The organism is Natribaculum luteum (assembly GCF_023008545.1).
Taxonomy (GTDB): domain Archaea; phylum Halobacteriota; class Halobacteria; order Halobacteriales; family Natrialbaceae; genus Natribaculum; species Natribaculum luteum.
In genome coordinates, this window is sequence record NZ_CP095397.1 from 1720040 (window position 1) to 1741352 (window position 21313).

Consider the following 21313-nt stretch of genomic DNA (forward strand, 5'->3'; position numbering starts at 1 on the left):
TGGCGCGTTCGGACGGAGACGTCAGCAGTGAGAACGTTCAACAGAATTATGTAATGGTGTGTTGTCATATAACAGAGAATGTCTGCCGACACCGCGTATCCGAACGACCATCCGCTCGATCCGCTGACGCCGGCGGAGATCGAGCGTGCTCGAGCGACCGTCGATGGCGCAGCGACGCTGAGCGACGACGCCCGGTTCGTCGAGATCACCCTCGCGGAACCGCCGAAGGAAGCGCTTCGCGCGTTCGAGGACGGCGGCGACAGTCCGGATCGACGGGCTCGAGTGGTCGTCAGGGACAAGGAAGACCACGCATCGTACGAGGGAGTCGTCTCGCTCGACGACGAGGAACTCCTCGAGTGGGACGAGATCGACCGCGGTCAGCCGCGGATGATCGGCGAGGAGTTCGTCGAGGTCGAAGAGGTCGTCACCGACCATCCGGAGTTTCGCGAGGCGGTGCGACGACGCGGAGCAGATCCGGACCTCGCGATCGTGACCGCCTGGTCTGCCGGCTACGACTTCGTCCCCGAGGACGTCGGTCGTGACAGGCGACTCGCCCACGGGATCGCCTGGGTGCACGGCGATCCCGACGACGAGGGGGCCGAGGCGTACAACCGGCCGCTCTCGGGAATCCACGCGTGGGTCGACCTCGACGACCGCGAGGTGGTCAAGGTCGTCGACACCGGTCCGAAGAGCACCGACGTCGTAGCCGACCGGGAGACGCGTTACTACCGGGAGGAAAAGCGCGAGCTTCGCGACGACCTCCGGCCGTACAACGTCGTCCAGCCCGAGGGGCCGAGCTGGGAGGTCGACGGACACACCGTCGAGTGGCAAAACTGGCACGTCCGCGTCGGCTTCAACCACCGCGAAGGCCTGGTCCTCTACGACGTCACGTACGACGACGACGGAACCGAGCGTTCGATCCTCCGGCGGGCCTCGTGGCCCGAGGTCGTCACGGCGTACAACGATCCCGACCCGGACCACGACTGGAAGGCACCGTTCGACGTCGGAGAGTACGGCATCGGCCGGCTCGCGAACTCCCTGACGGAAGGCTGTGACTGTCTCGGCTACATGCACTACTGGGACGCCGTCCTCAACGACGGCGACGGGGAGCCACAGGTGATCCCGAACGCGATCTGTCTCCACGAGGAAGACTACGGCACCCTCTGGAAACACCACGACTGGCGCGTCGACGACGACGAGGTCCGGCGAAATCGTCGACTGGTGATCTCCTTCATCTCGACGATCGGGAACTACGACTTCGCGTTCTACTGGTACTTCTACCAGGACGGAAGCATCGAGGGACAGGTGCGACTCACCGGCTGCAACGCGACCGGACTGCTGGAACCCGACGACGGCGAGACGGGGTACGCCGAGACGATCGGGTCAAGTCACAAGTCGATGCTCCACCAGCACGTGTTCAACTGCCGACTCGACTTCGAACTCGACGGACCGACCAACACCGTCCGCGAGGTGAACCTCCGTGAGGTGCCCTACGGTCCCGACGGCTACGATCCCACGCCCCACGGCGACGCCGACCGAATGCACCTGAACCCACACGGCAACGCCGCGTACGTCGAGCGAACGCGCTTCGAGCGCGAGTCTGAAGCCCAGCGGCTGACCGATCCCCACGCCGGCCGCTACTGGGAGATCGTCAACGAGGACGTCCACAACGACGCGACGGGCGAACCGGTCGGCTACCGGCTCCGACAGAAGGCCGGGTCGAACACCACGTTCCCGATGCAACCCGGCTCGTCGAACGCCGAACGGGCCGGCTTCGCGACGAAACACCTCTGGGTCACGCAGTACGACGACGACGAGATCTACCCCGCGGGTGACTATCCCAACCAGAACCCCGGCGGCGAGGGACTTCCCGCGTGGACCGACGCCGATCGATCGATCGCAGACGAGGACGTCGTCGTCTGGTACAACCTCTGTCAGACCCACGTCAGCGTCCCCGAGGACTGGCCGGTGCTCCCCGTGAAGATGCTCTCGTTCAAACTCGAGCCGGCGGGGTTCTTCGAGGAGAACCCCGCGATCGACGTGCCGCCGGAACACGCGATCAAGGACGTCGAGAAGTGGAAGACGGAGAACCAGGAGTCGATCGACGTCGACGACTAGTATTCCGTCACCGGTCGATCGATGCGCGGAACTGGACGACAGCGATCGATTCCGCGCGTCGATGCAGGCGGGACGATCACAGAAACTCCCGCACGTCCGAGTACCACATGTCGTGGTAGTCGACGCGGCCGATCCGGCGGGCGATCGCCACCGCCAGCGCGTGCCAGCAGAGGTCGGTCGGGTCGTCGGGATCCAAGTTGTACTCGCTGTCCTTGCACGTACAGCCCCGGCCTTCGACGACGTACTCGTCCTCGTAGCCCACTACGACGGTGAAATCCCGGTAGACTTTCACCCGGCCCTCGGCGACGGCTTCGATGGCCGTCGCCCCGCGGTCGCCGTGCAGGCGGGTGATCCGCTCGACGATTTCCGGCGTGAGCTCTCCCGCTTCCTCGAGTCGGGCCTCCCACCGCTCGACCGGATTCGCCTCGGGCACGTCACCGAGTCCGTGCCGAACTGTAAAATCGGTTTGGTTGTTCAGTCGTTCGAAACCGAACTCCGTGGTGATCGGCAGACTGGGTACGTTTGGACGCCACATCGGTCGCGTGCATGGCTCTCGACACCGTCCCGCCGACGAGCACGTGTGAGCGAACCGACCAGTAATACATTATTACTCACCGATCTCCCTACCGACTTCTACGCTGTCCCAGTAAGGCTCAACTTTTATACTGCTGGGAGTTTTCGATTCGTAACGATGGCCGACACTGACGGGGAGGAAATAGAGGACCTGCCGCCGAGTGCGAAACTGGTGTTCAAGGTACTCGAATACGACGGCCCGCTGACGCAGAAACAGATCGTCGAAGAGTCGATGTTGTCCGCCCGAACCGTACGATACGCACTCGAGCGGCTCGAAGGAATCGGTATCGTCGACGAGGACATCTACTTCGCCGACGCTCGACAGAGTCTCTACCGACTGACAGAACCGGTGACTGCAGACGGTGGCGTCGACGACTCGCAAGCGAGCGAAGACGCCTGCTGTGCCGAGTAACACGGCCCTGATCCGACAACGGCACAATTATTTTTCGGTGCGAACGAGTCAGTACATGGATACGGAGTCGATCCCGCGCTGGGGATGGCTACTCGGGAGCCTCTTTGCCGCGTCGATCCTCGCCCAGCTCGTCAATCTTCTCGTATTGTTCCCTCTGGGACTGCCCGAGGCCTACCAGGTCGTCACGATGATCGCCGCGATGTCGCCCGTGCTCATCTACGTCGGCGTCTGGTACGACGAGGACCGCCAGCACTACTGGGAGTACTCGAGGCTGCGCATCGCTGGCGACGTTTCGTTTGTCGTCCTGGGGGCAGTCCTCGGGTCGTCGATGATCCTCGTGGCGATCGTCGATACTGGACTCCCGCTGCTGCTCAGGGACGTCCTCGCCATGGGTGGCGGCTTCCTCGCCGCCTGGGGGCTGTTCTGGTGGCGAAACCCCGGTCTGTACCGTCGAGAGTAGCCCGGAGTACATAATGATGATTCATTAGGTTTATGTAGATCCGTTTCGTCGGTTGCGGTACCCACGATGGCCACGAAAGTCGTCCTCGGCGTGATCGGCTCCGACGCACACGTCGTCGGTATCACGATCCTGGAACAGGCACTGGAGGCGAGCGGTTTCGACGTCGTCAACCTGGGCGTACAGACCTCCCAGGAGGAGTTCGTCGAGGCGGCGACCGCCCACGACGCCGACGCCGTCCTCGTCTCCTCGCTGTACGGCCACGCCAAACAGGACTGTGAGGGCTTTCACGAACGCCTCGCCGAGGCCGACCTCGACGTGGTAACCTACATCGGCGGCAACCTCGCGGTCGGTCAGGACGACTTCGAGGAGACCCGTCAGTTCTTCCGCGAACTGGGATTCGATCGCGTCTTCGACTCCGAGACCGACCCCGAAGACGCTATCCTCGCGCTCCAGAAAGACCTCGACATGCGCTCGAGCGAAGACGAGCGCGAACGCGAGCGCGTCAGCGCCGGGATGTAGTCGAGGCGTTTTCGTCACGGCAGCGGACTTTTCGTGCGAACGGTGAGTGTCCGCTGTATCTTCACGCGCTGTGGCTCGTACGTCGCCAAAAACGCCAAAACCTCTCGCTCGCGGTCGTCAGGAGGAGACGACGGTGATCGGATCCTTCCGATCGATCGCCCGCTCGAGTTCGTCGGCGATCGCACTTCCGCGCGAGACCTGGATTTCGCCGCCGCGGCTGACCGTCGCGGTAAACAGGTAGTCGCCGCCGGCCTGCACCTCAACCGTCTCGCCGTGGCTGCCGTCGACGGGGATGACGATGTGTCGCGAGGTGATCTCGGGGGTGACGAGTTGTCCCTCGCGCTGGCCGCCGGGGCCACCCATGTCGGCACTCGCACTCGCACTCGCGTTCGCGTTCGTACCGTAGTGGGGGTTTTCGTCGTGCGTTCGGACGTCGATGTCGATTCCGAGTCGGTTCTCGATGTCGGTGATCCGGCCGCCGCCCTTGCCGATCACGCTCGAGATGTCGTCTTCGTCGACGTAGACGACGGCGCGGTCCTGGCTTTTGAGTTCGACGTCGACGTAGCCGCGGGCGACCGAGCGGATCTCGCGTTCGATCTCCTGTTTGGCGATGCGGTCGACGCCGGACTCGCGGCCCGGGCCGCCTTCCTCGTCGATCAGCGGGACGGTGACGACCTGGCGGTTGAAGGTGTAGATCTCGTAGGCGGGTTCGCCGGTCTGGAAGTCGGTGACGAGGATGACGGGGCGGGCGAGGTCCTCCTCGGTGAGTCCGGCGGGGACTTTGACCTCCGTCTTGACGTCGTAGACCGTCGACACCTCGCCGGCCTCGATGTAGACGACGGTGTCGACGACCTGTGGGATCATGCCGAGTTCGACGCGACCGACGAGGCGCTGGAGGGCGTCGATGGGGCGGGTGGCGTGGACGACGCCGATCATACCCACGCCCGCCAGTCGCATGTCCGCGAAGACCTCGAAGTCGTCGGTCTTGCGGACCTCGTCGTAGATGGTGTAGTCTGGCCGAACCATCAGCAGGGCGTCGGCGGTCTTCTCCATCTGGCCGCCCAGCGCGGTGTACTGGGTGATCTCGGGGCCGACCTGCAGGTCCCGGGGTTTCTCCATCGTCTTCACCGCGTAGTCGTGCGTCGAGAGATAGCGGGCGACCGACTGGGCGAACGTCGACTTCCCGGCCCCCGGCGACCCCGAGATGAGAACGCCACGCTGGCGCTCTAACAGCCGACCCTTGAGTTCGTCGGCGTGTTCGTAGTCGTCGATGTCGGTCTGGGCGATCGGCTTGACGGCCGTGATCTCGATGCCGTCGGCGAAGGGCGGCCGGGCGATGGCGATCCGGTAATCCCGGAACTGGACGATCTTCATGCCCGGTTCGGAGAGTTCGATGAAGCCGCCGCTTGCCTCGCGTGCGCCGTCGACGACCTCGCGGGCGTACTCGTCCATCGTCTCCTCGTCGAGCGGTTCGTCGGCGATCTCCTCGTAGTGCATCTCGCCGAGTGCGCCGCGTTTTGCCATCGGGACGGCGTCGGTCTTTAAGTGGACGCTCATCGTCTCCTCGTCGAAGTACTCCTCGATCTGGAGCGTCCCGACCCGGCGAACCTCGGGGGAGATGTAGTCGACCTCGAGACCTTTCGCCTTCGCGACTTCGGCCTGGACGATGTCGCTGGTGACGAAGGTGGCCCCGTACTCCTCGGCGAGGTCGCGGATGAGCGCGTCGATTTCGCCCTCCGAGGCGTGCCCGCGCTCGATCGCGCTGGGCCGTTCGCCGACGTACTCGAGGTCGATCTCGCCGTCGTCTGCGAGTTCGGCCAGGCGCTGGAGTTCCGAGAGGCCGTCCCAGCCGCTGTCGAGGCCGTCGTTGGCCTGTGCTTCGAGTTCGGCGACGACGGCTTCTGGAACGCAGACGGTCGCGTCCTCGAATCGGCCGTCTTCGATCGCCGCTGAGACGCGGCCGTCGATGACCACGCTCGTGTCCGGCACGACGTTCATGTCCAGGAGTTAGTTGCGTGTCGGTATAAGGCTGCGGGAGCACGACTGCCCGACGCGACGCTACTCGATTGAGAACGTACAGGTAAACTTAAACAAGAATGGGAACATGTCCCCCTATGGATCCGGAACGCAAGTTCGGTCGCGGGGGATTGAACCCGTTTCTCGACGTCGACGACCTCGTCGACGACATCGGACTCGACGAGGACGAAGTCGACTGGCGAAAGGAGTTCATCGGGTTCGACGCCGAAGACGAGCGCCGGCTCTCGGAACTCGAGCCCATGCTCCGCGAACGCCGCCACCAGATCGCCGAGGACTTCTACGACAACCTGACTGCCCACGAGCAGACCCGAGAGGTCATCGAACGGTCGCCGAAAGACGTCGAGCAACTCAAACAGACCCAGCAGGCCTACCTCGTCTCGCTCGCCACCGGGGGCTACGATCTGGAGTACTTCAAAGACCGGGCGCGGATCGGCAAGCTCCACGAGATGATCGACATGCCCCTGAAACACTACGTGGGGCAGTACGGCGTCTACTACGATCTTCTTCTTTCGGAGATGAACAACCGCGTCCAAGAGCAGGTCACCGACGCGATCGAGGCGTGGGCCGACCGTCGCGACGACCTGCAATCGGACGAACGCGGTGGCGGCGTCCTCGACGCGATCGGCTTCGGCGGGAGCAGCGACGAAGAGACTGACGAACAGGCGGAACTCGACGACCTGCTCGAGGAGGCGATCCAGGAGGCAGTCCAGGACGGCGTCCGGGACGTGCTGTCGCTTTTGCGCATCATCAACCTCGACCTGCAGGTCGCCGCCGACACGTACGTCGACGCCTACAACCAGCGTCTCGAGCGCGCCATCGATCGGCGCGACCAGCTGGCCCACGAGGTCGAATCCGACGTCAAAGCGCCAATCGAGGAGCTGTACGACGCCAGCCAGGCGGTCGCGAACCGCGCGGAGACGATCAGCGAGTTGACCGAACAGCAGGCCGACGACGTCGGCCGGGCGGCGACGGAACTCTCGGACGTGAGCGCCGCGGTCGAGGAGGTCGCGTCCGTCGCCGACGAGGTCAATCGCACGAGCGAACAGACGGAAGAACTGGCCGCAAGCGGTGCCGAGTCCGCCGACGAAGCGCTGTCGGCGCTCGAGGACATCGACGACGCGACCGACCGCGTCAGTTCGGCCGCGACCGACCTCGAGGAGCGGACCGACGAGATCGACGCCGTCGTCGAGCGCATCGACGACCTCGCCAAACGGACGAAGGTACTCGCGACGAACGCGAACATCGAGGCGTCGCGTTCCGCCGGGGGCAGCGACACGCTCGGGGTCATCGCGGAGGAGGTCATGTCGTTCTCCGAACGGGCACGACAGGACCTGGAGGTGATCGAGGAGGTCGTCGAGGAGGTTCGACAGGGCGCCGTCGAGACGGTCGAGACGATGGACGAAACCGTCGAACTCGTCGACGACGGCACCGACCGCGTCCGGGCGACGGTCGACGACCTCGACGCGATTCACGAGTCCGCCCAGGCGACGGCAAGCGGGATGGAAGACGTCGCCGCGGCGACGGACCAGCAAGCCGAGAGCGTCGAGGTGATCGCGACGACGGTCGAGGACGTCGCAGAGGCGGCCGACCACGTCGCGGGCGAGGCGGAAGCCGTCGCCGCCGCGAGCGAAGAGCAGACGGCGAACGTCAGGGAGGTGGTTCGCTCGGTCACCCGCCTCACCGAGACGGAGTCGTTCGAGGAGGAGCCGCCGTACAAGCAGGTACAACAACTGTAGCCGGCCGTCCCCGTTCTCTCTCCGTCTCGCTGCCGATGGGATCAACTCGGTGGAACCGGTATCGACCCCCATGACGGTACTCGAGTTGACGCGCGAGCTCGTTTCGATCCCGAGTCACGACGACGAGACGGCCGTCGGCGACGCCCTCGAGTCGTGGCTCCGCCGCGAGACGGACGCCGACGTGACCCGCGACGCGGCCGGCAACGTGATCGCCCGGAAGGGCGCAGGCGAGAGCCTGGCGCTCGTTGGCCACCACGACGTGGTCGCGCCGGACGGGATGCAGGTCGCCGACGACGGGTCGTACGTCCTCGAGAAGCGTGATGGCCGGATCTACGGGCGTGGGGCGGCGGACATGAAAGGTGCACTGGCAGCCGCCGCCGTCGCGTTCCGGGACGCCGAGGAGCCGCCCACCTCGAGCGACCGATCCGGCCAGCTCGTCTTCGCGAGTTTCGTCGGCGAGGAGGTCGGCGGCGTCGGTGCCAGACACGCGATCGACGAGGGCTTCGTGCCCGCCTACGCCGTCGTCGGCGAGGGGTCGACGAACTACTCGAGACCGGACGTCACCGACGTCGTCGTCGCCCACAAGGGACGGCGGGGGAGCACGATCACCGCCACCGGGACCGCCGCCCACGCCAGCGAACCCGAGGCGGGCGAGAACGCCATCTACCGGGCGGCTGACGCCGTCGACGCCGTTCGCGATCTCGAGGCACCCGCGGTCGAGGTCGCAGGCGAGCGACTCGAGGGGAGCGTCGTCGTCACCGAGATCGAGGGCGGATCGGCGATGAACGTCGTCCCCGACGGCTGTACCATCACGGTCGACGAGCGGACCGTCCCAGGTGAGCGCGCGCCACTCGAGCGCGTCGAGGCCGAGGGCGTCGAGTGGACCGTCGACCAGGACCTGCCGCCGATGCGGTGTGACGACGAGGCGTTCGCCGAGTTCGTCCTCGAGGCGGCTTCCGCGACCCAGGCCGGCGAGCCACAACTGGTGACGAAACCGCACGCGACCGACGCCGGCTGGCTCTCGGCGGCCGGCACCGAGTGTGTGATCTACGGGCCGTCGGAGCCGGGCGAGGCCCACACGAGCGACGAGAGCGTCTCGATCGACGTCCTCGAGCGCTGTTACCGGACCTATCGAACGATCGCCGAGCGCTGGCTCCAGTCGCGAGCCGGCGGCCGTACTCTCTGACCCGGTTCGCGCTCGTCGCTCTCCGGAACCACGAGGTTGATAGGTCCTCCCGAGGTATTTCGATTCGATGGCGACCGATCAGACTTCGGCGACGGAGTCAGACACCTACGAACAGCTCGAACGACGGGTCGAACGCATCTCCAACGTCGGCAACGCCGCCGGCGTCCTGCGGTGGGACCAGGAGGTCGTGATGCCCGACGAGGGGACGCCCGCACGCGCGAAACAGCTCTCGACGCTCTCGTCGATCAGTCACGAACTGCTAACGGCCGACGAGACCGGCGAGTTGCTCGAGGACCTCGAGGCTGCCGACGTCGACGACGAACGGGCGGCCGTCGTCCGTGAGGTTCGCCGGCAGTACGACCGGGAGACGAGCGTCCCGCAGGAGCTCGTCGAGGAACTCTCGGAGACGACCGCGAACGCCCACCCCGTGTGGAAGCAGGCGCGGGAGGAAGACGACTTCGAGGCGTTCGCGCCGACGCTCGAGAAGCTGGTCGAACTCAAACGCGAGTACGCCGAGTACGTCGACCCCGACGAGGACCCCTACGCCGTGCTCTTCGCCGAGTACGAGCCGTACCTCGACCTCGAGACGGCAGAACGGGTCCTCGAGCGACTGCGCGACGAACTCGTGGCGCTGATCGAGGCGATCTCGGAGAGCGACGCCGACCTCGAGACCGACGCCTTCGCCGGCGAGTTCGACGCCGATACGCAGGAGGAACTCTGCCGTGACGCCCTCGACGCGCTGGGGTACGACTGGGACCGCGGCCGACTGGACACCGCCCCACACCCGTTCTCCACGGGAACGCAGTTCGACGCCCGCGTCACGACTCGATTCGACGAGTCGGATCTGCTGGGCTCGATCACCTCGACGATCCACGAGTTCGGCCACGCGAACTACACGCTCGGCCTGCCCGACGAACACTACGGGACGCCGCTGGGAGAGGCCCGCGACCTCACGGTCCACGAGTCACAGTCGCGTCTCTGGGAGAACCACGTCGGCCGCACGAAGGCGTTCTGGGAGTACTTCCTCCCCGTCGCCCGCGAGCGGTTCCCCGCCCTCGAGGACGTCACGCCCGAGGAGGCCTACGAGGCCGCAAATCAGGTCTACGACGACAACCTCATTCGCGTCGAGGCGGACGAACTGACCTACCACCTCCACATCGTGATCCGCTTCGAGATCGAACGCGACCTGATCGCGGGCGACCTCGCGGTCGAAGACGTTCCCGAGGCGTGGAACGACAAGTACGAGGAGTATCTGGGCGTGCGCCCCGAGACGGACGCCGAGGGCTGTCTGCAGGACATCCACTGGTCGCACGGAAGCTTCGGCTACTTCCCGACGTACTCGCTTGGCTCCGTCCTCGCCGCCCAGCTGTACGCCGCCGCCGAGGACGAACTCGGCGAGATCGACGACGACGTTCGCGAGGGCGAGGTCGACCAACTCAACGCCTGGCTCCGCGAGAACGTCCACACACACGGCAAACGGTACACGACGCCCGACCTGGTCGAGGAGGCCACCGGCGAGGAGTACACCGCCGACTACTTCCTCGAGTATGCGAAGTCGAAGTACGGCGAACTGTACGACCTCGAGGAGTACTGACCGTCGTCGACGCGACTCGAGGCGATCAGGACCTGGTGCGCCGGAAGCGAACTTCGAGCACGCCGTTGTGAAACACGACCCTGGTCGCCTCGGACGACCACCGCGGAACACCGACGCGGCCGATCACGACGTCGTCCTCGGTGATCACGAGTTCGCTCGTTCGCGGATCGATACCGGCGGACAGGTCGTCCTCGCTCGCACCCGGAAGGTCGGCGACGACGACGAACTCGTCGTCGGCGAGTCGGGTGTCGATCAGGTACTCCCCGGACGTCGACTCGCGACGGTTCTCGATGCGCTCGCGTCGCGGGTTTCGCACCGTCTCGTCGGCGGTCGTCCGGCCGAGGGCCTCGTCCGACGTACTGCTCACATTCACCTCGATCAGACTATCGAGCAGATTCGACAGCGGCCACAATCCCACGGTCAGTCGGAACCCACGCTGTCGCTCGTCGGTCGCTTCAGTCTCTCGCTCGCTCTCGTCTTCTCCACTCACGGTGTTCACCTCGGGCGTTCGGTCGTCGACCCGAATCTGTGACAACTGGTAGCACTCGAGCACAGATAAAGAGGTGGGCCGACGACGGGCCGAAACACCGAACCCCTTCGAAGTCGATGGCACGCGCATGGCATCCAAGAGCCGACTCGACGGAGCGACGACGATCGTCACCGGTGCGAGTTCGGGTATCGGCGCGGCGACCTGCCGTGCGCTCGCTGCCGAAGGTGCGAACGTGGTCCTCGCAGCACGCAGCGAGGATCGACTCGAGGAGTTCGCGGCCGAACTCGAGTCCGAGCACGGCGTCGAGACGCTCGTCGTGCCGACCGACGTTCGCGAGGCGGAGCAAGTCGACGCCCTCGTCGCCGAGACGGTCGACGTCTTCGGCGGACTCGACGTGCTGGTGAACAACGCGGGGCTCGCTCGCGGGAGCGACGTCGAGGAACTCTCGACCGACGACTACCGGACGATGCAGGATACCAACGTCGACGGCGTCTTCTACGCGACGCGGGCGGCGATTCCCCACGTTCGCGAACGCGGGGGGCACCTGATCTTCGTCGGGAGCTTCGCGGGCCAGTATCCCCGGCCGTTTAATCCCGTCTACGCCGCCACGAAGTGGTGGGTCCGCGGGTTCGCAAAGAGCGTGGCGGCACAGGTCGGTGAGGACGACGTCGGCGTGACCGTGGTGAACCCCTCGGAGGTGCGCTCGGAGTTCGGCAGTTACGACGGCGATCCGTTCGCCGAGCGCTTCGAGGAGGGAGAGGTGACCGAACCCGAGGAGGTCGCCGAGGCGATCGCCTTCGCGGCGACGCGCGACCACTCTTCGGTCAGCGAACTCGACCTCTACCGTCGGGACAAGCTCAGCGGGTTCTGACTGCTGTCTCCTGGCCGAATTCGGCGGCGTCGGTGCGACTGCACCGTCGCTCGACACTTAAAACGAGGGTTGATGTGCCGGGCGTAGACTCTCGTCTCGAGCGCACCTCTTCTCGAATCCAATGCGAATTTCGATACCCGGAGTTCCCGGCATCTACTACGACACGGACGCCAGATCGACCGTGCTGACGGCCGCGCTGACGGCTGCGGGCAGACGCGCGCCGAAACCACACGGGTACGCCGTCCAGGTGCTGCCGTACCTGTGGTCGTTCGACGTCGATCTGCGGGAGGTTCCGTCCGATCACCCACTGCAGTACCTCCACCCGGAGGGCGCACGGAGCATCGACCAGCTCACGCGCGACCAGCTTCGGGCGGACGTCGGTCCCGAACTCGACCGCGTCCTCCGGCTCGTCTGGGCGGTCAACGAGGAGACCGAGACGGCACTCGAGCGGCTGGTGGGGATCCGCGAGTCCGAGGAGGGAGTCATCATCGAGATCGAAGACGAGGTGCTCGAGGGTGAGGAACTCGACGCCGAGTCGGGCGCGGTCGGACCCGCCGAACTCGGGGCGGACGACGACTCCGAGACGCCGGAGTGAGAACGAACACCGACGCGACTCCTTTTGACGATCCGGCCCCTACGTCGAGTATGCGAATCGTCACGACCCTTCCGTCGGCCACCGAGATCGTCTGCGCGCTCGGATTCGAGCCGGTCGGCGTCTCCCACGAGTGTGACTACCCGCCCGAGGTCGACTCGATCCCCGCGGTCACGCGCTCGCGGATCGACGCCGACGCCTCGAGTGGCGAGATCGACCGGCAGGTGCTCGAGGTCGCCGACGAGGGGGTCTACGACGTCGACGTCGAGACCCTCGCGGAACTCGACCCGGACCTGATCGTCACCCAGGGGATGTGTGACGTCTGTGCGGTCGACGAGGCGGTCGTCGAGCGCGCGGTCGACGAAATCGACGCCGATCCCGAGGTCGTGACGACGGATCCGCACACGGTAGCGGACGTCCTGGGCGACGTCGAGCGGATCGGTAGGGCGGCGGGACGCGAACGCTGTGCGAAAGACGTCGTCTCGAACCTCAGAACGCGGATCCAGGCGGTTCGCGAGCGGACCGAACGCGTCGACGACCGGCCACGGACCGTGATCTTCGACTGGACGGATCCCGTGATGGTCGCCGGCCACTGGATTCCCGAACTCGTCGCGGCGGCCGGCGGCGAGTACGGCATGGCAGATCCCGCCGACCGGTCGACGCCCCGCGAGTGGGCGGACGTCCTCGAGTACGACCCCGAGGTGGTGATCGTCGCCCCCTGCGGGTTCGACCTCGAGCAGACCGCGGCGAACCTCGCGGACCTCACCGATCGCGAGGGGTGGGCCGACCTCACCGCGGTCCGTGAGGGGAGAGCGTGGGCGATGGACGGCCACCACTACGTGAACCGTCCCGGCCCCCGGATCGTCGACACTCTCGAGTCGCTCGCGCCGATCGTCCACCCCGAGCGCTTCGACGCACCGGAAGCGGACGTCGCCGTCCCGCTCGCGGACCTCGAGGGACGGGTAGAGGTGTGATCGTCCTTCCCGAGTCGATCCGCGAGGCGATCGTCGAGGACGCTCGCGAGGGGACGCCACGGGAGATCTGTGGCGTCCTCGGCGGCGCGTTCGGCGAGCAGCGAAGCCGCGTCGACTCGCGGTACCCGGCGACGAACGCGGCCGAAACCCCGCGGACGCGGTACCTGATCGACCCGGAAGAACAACTCGAGATCTTCGAGCGACTCGAGGATCGCGGCGAGGAGATCGTCGGTTTCTACCACTCCCACCCGAACGGTCCGGCAGGGCCCAGCGCGACCGACGCCGAGGCGGCGGCGTGGCCAGATCGATCGTACCTGATCGTCTCGCTGGTGCCGACGCTCGAGGTCGGTTCGTGGCGCTGGCGTGGGGACGGCGCGTTCGACCGGGAACGCGTCGCGTACCGCTGACCCCGCGATCCGAATCTCACCAATTCACAGGAACAGCTCTATTAATGAATATACGTGTGGTTTATCATATGTATAGGGGACAAAACACGTCAAAATTGGGTGCAAGCAGGAAGATTTTTATCTAGTGGGTCGGTAGCCGAACACGATGACCGACCGCGAGCCAGCGGAGTCTATCCGCGAGAGCGTCGAACGATCTCGACACGGTGCGCCCGCCGCCGGTGCGGTCGTCCGCGACCGTTTCGAGACCGACGAGGTGTTCCAGCGGATCCTCGCCGCCGCAGACGAAGAGATCGACACCGGCGTCCGCGAGCTGTTCTTCAGCGGGCTCGCGGCCGGGTTCGCGATCACGATCACGTACCTCCTGTACGCGTCGCTGACCGCAAGCACCGACGCCCATCCGATTCTGAGCGCGATCCTCTACCCGCTGGGGTTCGTCTACATCATTCTCGGCGGCTACCAGCTGTACACCGAGAACACGCTCCCACCGGTGGCGCTCGTCCTCGAGCGGCTGGCGAGTCTGCCGGCGCTGCTTCGCATCTGGGCGATCGTTCTGGTCGGCAACTTCGCTGGCGGGACGCTGGGTGCGCTCGTCCTCGCCACGACTGGCGTGTTCGACCCGGCGGCGGCGACGGCCGCCACCGAGATCGCGACGAAAGGCGTCGAGACGCCGTTCTGGGACCTCTTCTTCAAGGCGAGCTTCGCCGGCCTGATCGTCGCCGGCGTCGTCTGGGTCGACTTCGCCTCCAGGGATACGATCTCGCGACTCCTGCTGGTGTACGTCGCCTTCCTCGCGATCCCCTTCGGCAACCTGTTTCACGTCGTCGTCTCCTTTACCGAGTTGATGTACCTCGTCTTCAGCGGGCAGCCGGTGCTCGTGACCGGGCTGGTCGGGTTCGTCCTGCCCGTGTTGCTCGGCAACACCCTCGGTGGCGTCTTGCTCGTGACGGTCGTCAACTACTTCCAGACGACCGAACGACGACTCGAGGTCGCCCGCAAGGGCGGTCTCGAGCGGCAACTGACCTACCGCGAGTGGGTGTTCGGCGGCTACGCCGGCCGGTCGTACGTCCCGGTGATCGCGACCGACGAGGCCGACCTCCCCGACGAGCCGGAGTTCTCGAACGACGACTGATAACGACTGTCGTGATACGGTCTGCTGTCCCTCGTTTCCGCAGCGACCGCCCGACGGGACGCGGTCGCTGCGGGACGGACGGACAGCGGTCCGTATGAGTCGTTCCGGCGGTCACCGACATCGTTCGAGACGCGACGATCACCTGACGACCGTCACTGGACAGTTCGCTCGCCGGACGATCGTCTCGGCGACGCTGCCGAGCAACAGTCGCGTCGCGCCGGTCCGTCCCCGGCTTCCGACGACGATCGCGTCGACGTCGTGGTCGTCGGCGTACGCGATGACGGCCTTCGCCGGGTGGCCGTTTGTCGTGTCCGTCTCGACGCTGCGACCGTATTCGTCTGCGATCTTCTGTGCCTCGTCGAAGACGTCGTCGGCGCGCTCGAGGGCGAGGTCGTACGGATCTGTTCCAGTGTCGAGTGGAAACTCGACCACTTCGGGGACGTGGACCACCTGGATCGTCGCGCCGGGGAACGTCTCGAGGGCGTACTCGAGTGCGTGGTGCGATTGCGACGAGCCGTCCATGGCGACGAGTATGCGTTCCATCCCCGGTCCTTACGGCAGAGCAGGTAAAAACGGTATCAGTCTGCGGCGATCGAACAGACGCCCTCGTACTCGACGTCGTGGACCGACTCGATCGCGGGGTCGTCACCACAGACCGGACAGCCGGGATTCTTCCGGACTTCGACGGTCTCGAAGGTCATCCCCATCGCGTCGTACATCAGCAGTCGTCCCTCGAGCAACTCGCCCGTGCCGATCAGGTACTTGACGACCTCGGTCGCCTGGACGCAGCCGACGGTGCCGGGCAGGACGCCGAGCACGCCCGTCGTGGCGCAGTCCGGAACGGTGCCGGGTTCGGGCGCTTCGGGGAAGATACACCGGTAACAGGGCCCGTCGCCGTCGTTAGTGAACGTCGTGACCTGCCCCTCGAAGCGGTAGATGGCGCCGTGAGAGAGCGGGATGCCCGAGAGCGTACAGTAGTCGTTCAGCAGGTACCGCGTCGCGAAGTTGTCGCTGGCGTCTACGACGACGTCGTAGCCCTCGAGCAGGCCGGCGACGTTGTCGGCGGTCAGGCGCGTCTCGTGGGTTCGAACGTCGACGTCGGGGTTCAGTTTGCGGACGTAGTCGGCGGCGCTGTCGACTTTCGGCCGGCCGACGTCGTCGTCGCCGTGGACGATCTGGCGCTGGAGGTTCGAGCGTTCGACGTCGTCGTCGTCGACGATCCCCAGCCGTCCGACGCCCGCAGCGGCGAGATACTGGATGGCCGGCGAGCCCAGACCGCCCGCGCCGACGACCACGACCGATCCGTCGAGCAGTCGCTTTTGCCCTTCGGGGCCGACCTCGTCCATGATGACGTGTCTCGAGTAGCGATCGAGCTGGGTCGCGTCGAGGCGCAGGTCGCTCATAGACGACCCTTGGCGAGAGAACGAGAAAAGTTCGAGGGTCACTTTGTGCGTCGACTGTTCGAGCAGGTAGTGATTCGGCGTACTTGTCATGTGGTAACGAGTGCCACGACCCGACGATTTATTAGCTTGGTGTGCCATACCATCACTATGGCATCCGCACCCAACGGTGCCGACGACGACGTGTTCGACCAGTTTCTGACCGACCGCGGTCACAGCGTCGAACGAGTAGGGTGGGAGAAAGACTACAACAAAAAGCAATGTCCAGAGTGTGGCGGTCTTCACGACCTCTCCGCGACATCGTGTACCGTCTGTGGGTGGGACCCTCGAGAATAGCGCCTTCGTACCGCCGAGCTCGAGCGCCGTTCGCTCGAATCGATCCGTTTTTTGCCGCTGCCGCGTCGAACAGCGACGCCATCGCCAATTCCGGAGGTATTTTCCTCTTTGAACCGTCGATACAATTATTACGTATTGTTTCCGTACAGGAACATGGAGAGACGAAATGCCGGAATGCCAAAACTGCGGTTCATTCGTCACTGACGCGTACGCTCGTGTGTTCACCCCGCCCGGGGTCGAGAATCCCCGCGTCTGTCCAGAATGTGAAGACAAGATCCGTGACGGCGCGGAGATTCGCACCGCCCGCTCACCCCGAAGCAGTTGATCGATCGAACGCGTCGACTCGCCGTCGATCGTCGGTCTCGATTTTCTCGCATGAAACCCACGTGACTTATAGGTGTCGCGGCCCAGTATGGGTATAATGAGTACCACGGAGACGCAGGTGACCCGGTTGTTCGGCGGCCCGGGAAGCGGGAAGACGACAGCACTCCTCGACCACGTCGAGGAGATCCTCGACCAGGAGGGCGTCACCTTCCGGGACATCCTCGTCGTCTCGTACACGCGAGCGGCAGCACAGGAGGTTCGCGAACGCCTCGCCGAACGGCTCGACGAGAGTCCGCGTGCACTACAGGGAAACGTCTGTACGATGCACGCGAAAGCCTACGACCTGCTCGACCTCTCTCGGGGCGACGTCATCGGCGAGAAGGACAAAGAGGAGTTCTGCGAGGAGTACGGACTCGAATACGAAGACGAATACAGCGGTGCCGGCCGCCGGACGGCGCGATCGACGACGATCGGTAACAAGATCATCGCGACGAGTCAGTGGCTCCAGCGTACCCGCCGGGACGTCGCCGACTGGTACGACGTCCCCTTCCAGTGGGACGTCGAGGAGGTCCGCCTCCCGCCGGAGATCGACCCGAACGCCCAGGAGGGTAACAAGTACACGCCTACCTGGCCCTCCGACGACGACCGCATCGACGTCCCCGAGGCGATCCGCGCCTGGCGCTCCTACAAGGGCCGGGAGGGCAAGATCGGCTTCGCGGACATGTTAGAGCGGGTGAGACAGCGCTCGCTGGTCCCCAACGTCGACTACCTCGTGATCGACGAGTTTCAGGACATCACGACCCTGCAGTACGACGTCTACCAGGAGTGGAAACCGCACGTGAAACGCGTCCTGATCGCCGGCGACGACGACCAGGTCGTCTACTCCTGGCAGGGCGCCGATCCCGCGCTCTTGCTCGAGGAGGACGTCGACGAGGACGTCATTCTCCCAAACTCCTACCGACTGCCGTCGAACGTCCTCAACGCGGTCAACCAGGAGATCCGCCACATCGACCAGCGCCAGGACAAAGACCTCGAACCGCGCAAGGATGGCGGCTCGGTCGAGGCCCACCAGAACCGGTCGATGCTCGACCTCGTCCGGATGGTCCGGCGCACGCTCGTCGAGGACGACGGCACAATCATGCTCCTGTTCCGGGCACGCTACCAGATGTTCCAGTTCGTCGACGAGTTCATCACCGAGGGCGTCCCCTTCACCGCGCTGACCGACCAGCGGATGTGGACCGACCGGCTCACCCAGTACGTCCGCGCCGTCGAGGCCGTCGAGGCCGGCGAGGACGTCGACGGACTGCAGGCCCGCCGCCTCGCGGACATGCTCATGGACTCCGCGTTCGGCACTAACGACCGTGACGACCTGTTCGACGTGATCGACGACCTCCAGGAGAAAGCGGACGTCGACGACCTCCAGGAACTGACGGTCCCACTCGAGGTCGTCGAAGAACACGTCCCCTTCATGCCCGGTCCAGCTTCGGCGGCCGACATGGTCCGGAAGGTGACGAACTTCCAGAAAAAGAGTATCCAGGCGTACTTCGCCATCGGCGAGTATCACATGATGGATCCCGACCGCGTCCGCGTCGGCACCATCCACTCGGCGAAGGGCCGCGAGGCCGACCACGTCTTCGTGGCGACCGACCTCACCGAGAAGGTCGTCGAACAGATGGTCGCGACCGTCGACGACCCCACGGACGTCGAGGGCTGTGAGGAGTTCACCAAGACGACCTCGCCCGTGCCGGTGCTCACCGACAACGAGCGGCGCGTCTTCTACGTCGGCATGTCGCGCGCTCGAGAGCGACTCGTCCTCCTCGAAAACCTCGTCGACGGTGCGCCCACGCTCCCGATCGACGTCCTGCTCAACAATCGCCTGACCGGTGCCGGCGTCGAGGAACTGATCGCACAGGCCGAACGACCGGTCGAGGCCGAAGCCGAAGCTGAAGCCGAAGCGCCGTGACCGACCGTCGGCGACACCTGCAGGCGACCCTCCGGGCGGAACTCGAGGCCCGCGAGGCCGACGCGTTCGCCCACGTCGCCACGGACCGCGATCCCACGCTGCGGTACTGCCGTGTCGACGCGAGCGACCCCGTCGCGGTCGCGTTCGACGGTGCGGAGTGGCTCGCGTGTCGTCGGTCCGACTCGAGTGACCACCCCGCCGAACGGCTCGCCGCCCGATTACGTGAGCGCGGCCTCGACGGATCGATCCTGACGCCACAGACCGTCCCCCACGACGCGGCGCTGTACATAGAACGCGCCGGGTTCTCGCTCGCCTCGACCGATGCCGTAGACCACGCACGCGCCGAGAAGACGCCGGGCGAACGCGAGCGAATCGAGCGCGCACAGGCGGCAGCCGGCGCGGGCCTTCGACGGGCGGCGTCGGTGCTCGCCGACGCGACCGTCGTCGACGGCTCGCTCGCAGTCGACGGCGACCCGTTGACGCCGGATCGACTGCGCCGACTGGCAGACGAGGCGGTCGTCGCCGCCGGCGGCTTCCCCGCCGGGAACACCGCTGTTTCGGCTGGAACCGACCCCGACGTGGCGCTGCCCGCGGGCGAACCGATCGTCGTCGAGCTGGCACCGCAGGAGACCGACGGCTACCACGGGGGCCTCGTCCGGACGTTCGTCGTCGACGGCGACGGCGGATGGGAGCGACGGGCTCACGTCGCCGTCACCCGCGCCCTGGCGTCCGCCCGTGCGCTGCTCACCGCCGACGAACCGCCGACCAGCGCCGTCGAGGCCGACCTCGAGGCCGAGGTCGTTGCCTTCGGTTTCGAGGAGGGAATCGAGACGGCAGTCTACAGCGTCGGTCTCGAGCGTCGCGAGCGGCCTGCCGACGGCGACGCCGTGGAGACGGGCCACGTGGTCCGACTCGAGGCCGCGGTCACCGGGACCGACGGCGACACCGTTCGCGTCGCCGACCTGCTTTTCTCCAGGTCGGAGACGGCGGAGTGGCTCGAGAAGCCGTCTCGCTCGCTCGATCCCGCCGCGTTCGAATCGTAGTCGTCGACGGTTTCGGCGGGTTCACACCTCCGTCTCCAGCAGTTCTCTGATGTTCTCGTCGATGGCCTCTTTGTCCTCCTCGAATATCCCGAACATCGTGAAGTGACCCCAGAGGCTGGGAATCGGCCGGAGTTCGCTGTCCGGGATCATCTCCTGTTCGTACTCGCAGTCCTGAACCGGGAAGAACATGTCCTCCTCGAACGGCATCACGAACGTCTTCGCCTCGATTCTCGAGAGCGCGGCCTCGAGGTCGCCGTCCGTGTTTCTGCTCACGTCCCCGTGTTGCCACTTCGTCGCCATCGTCAGCAGGTTGTTCGGATCCATCGGGAGGAACCAGTCTTCCCAGAAGTTCGCCATGAAGTCCTCGATGGAATTGAATCCCGCACGCTCCCACGCCCGCTCGGTGTAGTGATAGAAGTCGGTACAGAGGCCCATCACCGACCAGATCAGTGCATGTCGCTTGAGTCCGGTGATGACCGCGTGGGGTTCAGTATAGAAGCCATCGTTCCAGGCTGGATCGGACGTGATCATCTCCTTGTGGGCCTCGATAAAGAGCTGGTCGTGGGGCGTGACCTTGGCCGTTCCCGCGATCGGCGCGGCTCGTTTGACCATCTCCGGGTAGCGAACCGCCCACTCGTAGGTCTGCTGGGCGCCCATCGACCATCCCAGAACCAGCTGCACCTCGTCGATCCCGAACTCCTCGGTGACCAACCGGTGTTGTGCCCGGATGTCGTCTTCGATCATGACCTCCGGGAAATTCCCCATTCCACCCTCGTGTGGCGGGGTGTTGTGCGGCGACGTCGACAGACCGTTGCCGAGTTGGTTCGGGAGAATGATGAAGTACTCGTTCGGATCGAGTGCCATGTCCTCGCCCACGTACATCTCCATGTCGCGGTGGGTCCCCGAGTACATGTGCGGGAAGACCACCGCGTTGTCTTTCTCGTCGTTCAACTCTCCGCGCGTCTTGTAGGCGAGCTTGCAGTCTTCGAGCGTTCGGCCCTCGGCCAACTCGAAGTCACCGAGATCGAACAGGTCGAACTCCCCCTGTTCGTCCTGCGTGTAGTATTCGTTCTCCAGATACCGCTCTTCGAGCGTCATAGCGGGATAAATCGTGGCCGGCCCCCAAAGATTTATCTTAACAAATTGTTA

21 protein-coding genes and 1 pseudogene are annotated in these 21313 nt (G+C 65.4%); 16 read left to right on the top strand and 6 right to left on the bottom strand.

Annotation, left to right across the window (positions count from 1 at the left end):
- Window positions 1-78: 78 nt before the first annotated feature.
- Window positions 79-2118 carry a primary-amine oxidase gene (locus tag MU558_RS08820; RefSeq protein WP_246974408.1) on the top strand — a complete coding sequence of 680 codons (2040 nt, stop codon included), beginning with the start codon at window positions 79-81 and terminating at the stop codon, window positions 2116-2118.
- Window positions 2119-2194: 76 nt separating this feature from the next.
- Here the strand turns inward: MU558_RS08820 and MU558_RS08825 are convergent, their stop codons facing one another.
- On the bottom strand, window positions 2195-2551 hold the full coding sequence (locus MU558_RS08825) for a hypothetical protein (RefSeq protein WP_246974410.1): 357 nt from the start codon (window positions 2549-2551) through the stop codon (window positions 2195-2197).
- A gap of 258 nt (window positions 2552-2809) precedes the next feature.
- On the opposite strand from MU558_RS08825, the gene MU558_RS08830 reads away from it, so the two are divergent.
- From MU558_RS08830 to glmS, 3 genes are all read left to right on the top strand, one after another.
- Window positions 2810-3103, top strand: coding sequence for a MarR family transcriptional regulator (locus MU558_RS08830; protein ID WP_246974412.1), 294 nt, complete (start codon window positions 2810-2812; stop codon window positions 3101-3103).
- A gap of 55 nt (window positions 3104-3158) precedes the next feature.
- Entirely contained in the window at window positions 3159-3563 is a 405-nt protein-coding gene (locus MU558_RS08835) for a hypothetical protein (protein ID WP_246974414.1), read from the top strand.
- 66 nt (window positions 3564-3629) lie between these two features.
- Window positions 3630-4082 carry a methylaspartate mutase subunit S gene (gene glmS, locus MU558_RS08840; RefSeq protein WP_246974428.1) on the top strand — a complete coding sequence of 151 codons (453 nt, stop codon included), beginning with the start codon at window positions 3630-3632 and terminating at the stop codon, window positions 4080-4082.
- Window positions 4083-4199: 117 nt separating this feature from the next.
- Here the strand turns inward: glmS and MU558_RS08845 are convergent, their stop codons facing one another.
- Window positions 4200-6080 carry a PINc/VapC family ATPase gene (locus MU558_RS08845; RefSeq protein ID WP_246974431.1) on the bottom strand — a complete coding sequence of 627 codons (1881 nt, stop codon included), beginning with the start codon at window positions 6078-6080 and terminating at the stop codon, window positions 4200-4202.
- A 116-nt stretch (window positions 6081-6196) separates the two neighbouring features.
- Here MU558_RS08845 and MU558_RS08850 point away from each other — a divergent pair, with 116 nt between their 5' ends.
- The 3 genes from MU558_RS08850 (at window position 6197) to MU558_RS08860 (ending at window position 10635) form a co-directional block, all read left to right on the top strand.
- Entirely contained in the window at window positions 6197-7855 is a 1659-nt protein-coding gene (locus tag MU558_RS08850) for a globin-coupled sensor protein (RefSeq protein ID WP_246974434.1), read from the top strand.
- Between the two features lie 70 nt (window positions 7856-7925).
- The gene (locus MU558_RS08855; protein ID WP_246974437.1) at window positions 7926-9041 is read left to right on the top strand and encodes a M20 family metallopeptidase; all 1116 of its coding nucleotides are present in this window, start codon (window positions 7926-7928) and stop codon (window positions 9039-9041) included.
- A gap of 67 nt (window positions 9042-9108) precedes the next feature.
- Complete coding sequence (locus MU558_RS08860; protein WP_246974441.1) at window positions 9109-10635, top strand: carboxypeptidase M32; 1527 nt, start codon at window positions 9109-9111, stop codon at window positions 10633-10635.
- A gap of 25 nt (window positions 10636-10660) precedes the next feature.
- Here the strand turns inward: MU558_RS08860 and gvpH are convergent, their stop codons facing one another.
- Window positions 10661-11125, bottom strand: a complete 465-nt coding sequence (gvpH, locus tag MU558_RS08865) for a gas vesicle protein GvpH (RefSeq protein ID WP_246974444.1) — start codon at window positions 11123-11125, stop codon at window positions 10661-10663.
- Window positions 11126-11252: 127 nt separating this feature from the next.
- Here gvpH and MU558_RS08870 point away from each other — a divergent pair, with 127 nt between their 5' ends.
- From MU558_RS08870 to MU558_RS08890, 5 genes and pseudogenes are all read left to right on the top strand, one after another.
- A complete protein-coding gene (locus MU558_RS08870; protein WP_246974448.1) occupies window positions 11253-11996 on the top strand; it encodes an SDR family oxidoreductase in 744 nt (247 codons plus the stop codon).
- 121 nt (window positions 11997-12117) lie between these two features.
- Complete coding sequence (locus tag MU558_RS08875) at window positions 12118-12591, top strand: hypothetical protein (protein WP_246974451.1); 474 nt, start codon at window positions 12118-12120, stop codon at window positions 12589-12591.
- A gap of 50 nt (window positions 12592-12641) precedes the next feature.
- Window positions 12642-13562 (top strand): ABC transporter substrate-binding protein, encoded by a 921-nt coding sequence (locus MU558_RS08880; RefSeq protein ID WP_246974454.1) that lies wholly within the window; start codon window positions 12642-12644, stop codon window positions 13560-13562.
- A complete protein-coding gene (locus MU558_RS08885; RefSeq protein ID WP_246974457.1) occupies window positions 13559-13969 on the top strand; it encodes a desampylase in 411 nt (136 codons plus the stop codon). The genes MU558_RS08880 and MU558_RS08885 overlap by 4 nt, the downstream gene beginning before the upstream one ends.
- Window positions 13970-14114: 145 nt before the next feature.
- Window positions 14115-15056 (top strand): annotated as a pseudogene (locus tag MU558_RS08890) (formate/nitrite transporter family protein); the annotation flags it as partial.
- Window positions 15057-15236: 180 nt separating this feature from the next.
- Here the strand turns inward: MU558_RS08890 and MU558_RS08895 are convergent.
- A complete protein-coding gene (locus MU558_RS08895; protein ID WP_246974460.1) occupies window positions 15237-15641 on the bottom strand; it encodes a universal stress protein in 405 nt (134 codons plus the stop codon).
- A 35-nt stretch (window positions 15642-15676) separates the two neighbouring features.
- The gene (ubaA, locus tag MU558_RS08900) at window positions 15677-16501 is read right to left on the bottom strand and encodes an SAMP-activating enzyme E1 (protein WP_246974463.1); all 825 of its coding nucleotides are present in this window, start codon (window positions 16499-16501) and stop codon (window positions 15677-15679) included.
- A gap of 147 nt (window positions 16502-16648) precedes the next feature.
- Between ubaA and MU558_RS08905 the strand changes: the two genes are divergently transcribed.
- From MU558_RS08905 to MU558_RS08915, 4 genes are all read left to right on the top strand, one after another.
- Entirely contained in the window at window positions 16649-16834 is a 186-nt protein-coding gene (locus MU558_RS08905) for an HVO_0416 family zinc finger protein (protein WP_246974468.1), read from the top strand.
- Between the two features lie 166 nt (window positions 16835-17000).
- Entirely contained in the window at window positions 17001-17159 is a 159-nt protein-coding gene (locus MU558_RS23410) for a DUF7563 family protein (protein WP_425607625.1), read from the top strand.
- A 96-nt stretch (window positions 17160-17255) separates the two neighbouring features.
- Entirely contained in the window at window positions 17256-19121 is a 1866-nt protein-coding gene (locus MU558_RS08910) for a UvrD-helicase domain-containing protein (protein WP_246974471.1), read from the top strand.
- Window positions 19118-20164: a M24 family metallopeptidase gene (locus MU558_RS08915; protein ID WP_246974476.1), complete on the top strand. Its 1047-nt coding sequence runs from the start codon at window positions 19118-19120 to the stop codon at window positions 20162-20164. Before MU558_RS08910 ends, MU558_RS08915 begins: the two co-directional genes overlap by 4 nt.
- A gap of 21 nt (window positions 20165-20185) precedes the next feature.
- Here MU558_RS08915 and MU558_RS08920 read toward each other — a convergent pair whose 3' ends face one another.
- Entirely contained in the window at window positions 20186-21262 is a 1077-nt protein-coding gene (locus MU558_RS08920) for an alpha/beta fold hydrolase (protein ID WP_246974478.1), read from the bottom strand.
- Between the last annotated feature and the right edge of the window lie 51 nt (window positions 21263-21313).

Excerpts from the sequence above, each read along its gene's own strand:
- MU558_RS08820 (WP_246974408.1), top strand. The coding sequence starts at position 79 with ATGTCTGCCGACACCGCGTATCCGAACGACCATCCGCTCGATCCGCTG.
- MU558_RS08830 (WP_246974412.1), top strand. The coding sequence starts at position 2,810 with ATGGCCGACACTGACGGGGAGGAAATAGAGGACCTGCCGCCGAGTGCG.
- MU558_RS08835 (WP_246974414.1), top strand. The coding sequence starts at position 3,159 with ATGGATACGGAGTCGATCCCGCGCTGGGGATGGCTACTCGGGAGCCTC.
- glmS (WP_246974428.1), top strand. The coding sequence starts at position 3,630 with ATGGCCACGAAAGTCGTCCTCGGCGTGATCGGCTCCGACGCACACGTC.
- MU558_RS08845 (WP_246974431.1), bottom strand. The coding sequence starts at position 6,080 with ATGAACGTCGTGCCGGACACGAGCGTGGTCATCGACGGCCGCGTCTCA.
- MU558_RS08850 (WP_246974434.1), top strand. The coding sequence starts at position 6,197 with ATGGATCCGGAACGCAAGTTCGGTCGCGGGGGATTGAACCCGTTTCTC.
- MU558_RS08855 (WP_246974437.1), top strand. The coding sequence starts at position 7,926 with ATGACGGTACTCGAGTTGACGCGCGAGCTCGTTTCGATCCCGAGTCAC.
- MU558_RS08860 (WP_246974441.1), top strand. The coding sequence starts at position 9,109 with ATGGCGACCGATCAGACTTCGGCGACGGAGTCAGACACCTACGAACAG.
- MU558_RS08870 (WP_246974448.1), top strand. The coding sequence starts at position 11,253 with ATGGCATCCAAGAGCCGACTCGACGGAGCGACGACGATCGTCACCGGT.
- MU558_RS08875 (WP_246974451.1), top strand. The coding sequence starts at position 12,118 with ATGCGAATTTCGATACCCGGAGTTCCCGGCATCTACTACGACACGGAC.
- MU558_RS08880 (WP_246974454.1), top strand. The coding sequence starts at position 12,642 with ATGCGAATCGTCACGACCCTTCCGTCGGCCACCGAGATCGTCTGCGCG.
- MU558_RS08895 (WP_246974460.1), bottom strand. The coding sequence starts at position 15,641 with ATGGAACGCATACTCGTCGCCATGGACGGCTCGTCGCAATCGCACCAC.
- ubaA (WP_246974463.1), bottom strand. The coding sequence starts at position 16,501 with ATGAGCGACCTGCGCCTCGACGCGACCCAGCTCGATCGCTACTCGAGA.
- MU558_RS08905 (WP_246974468.1), top strand. The coding sequence starts at position 16,649 with ATGGCATCCGCACCCAACGGTGCCGACGACGACGTGTTCGACCAGTTT.
- MU558_RS23410 (WP_425607625.1), top strand. The coding sequence starts at position 17,001 with ATGCCGGAATGCCAAAACTGCGGTTCATTCGTCACTGACGCGTACGCT.
- MU558_RS08910 (WP_246974471.1), top strand. The coding sequence starts at position 17,256 with ATGAGTACCACGGAGACGCAGGTGACCCGGTTGTTCGGCGGCCCGGGA.
- MU558_RS08920 (WP_246974478.1), bottom strand. The coding sequence starts at position 21,262 with ATGACGCTCGAAGAGCGGTATCTGGAGAACGAATACTACACGCAGGAC.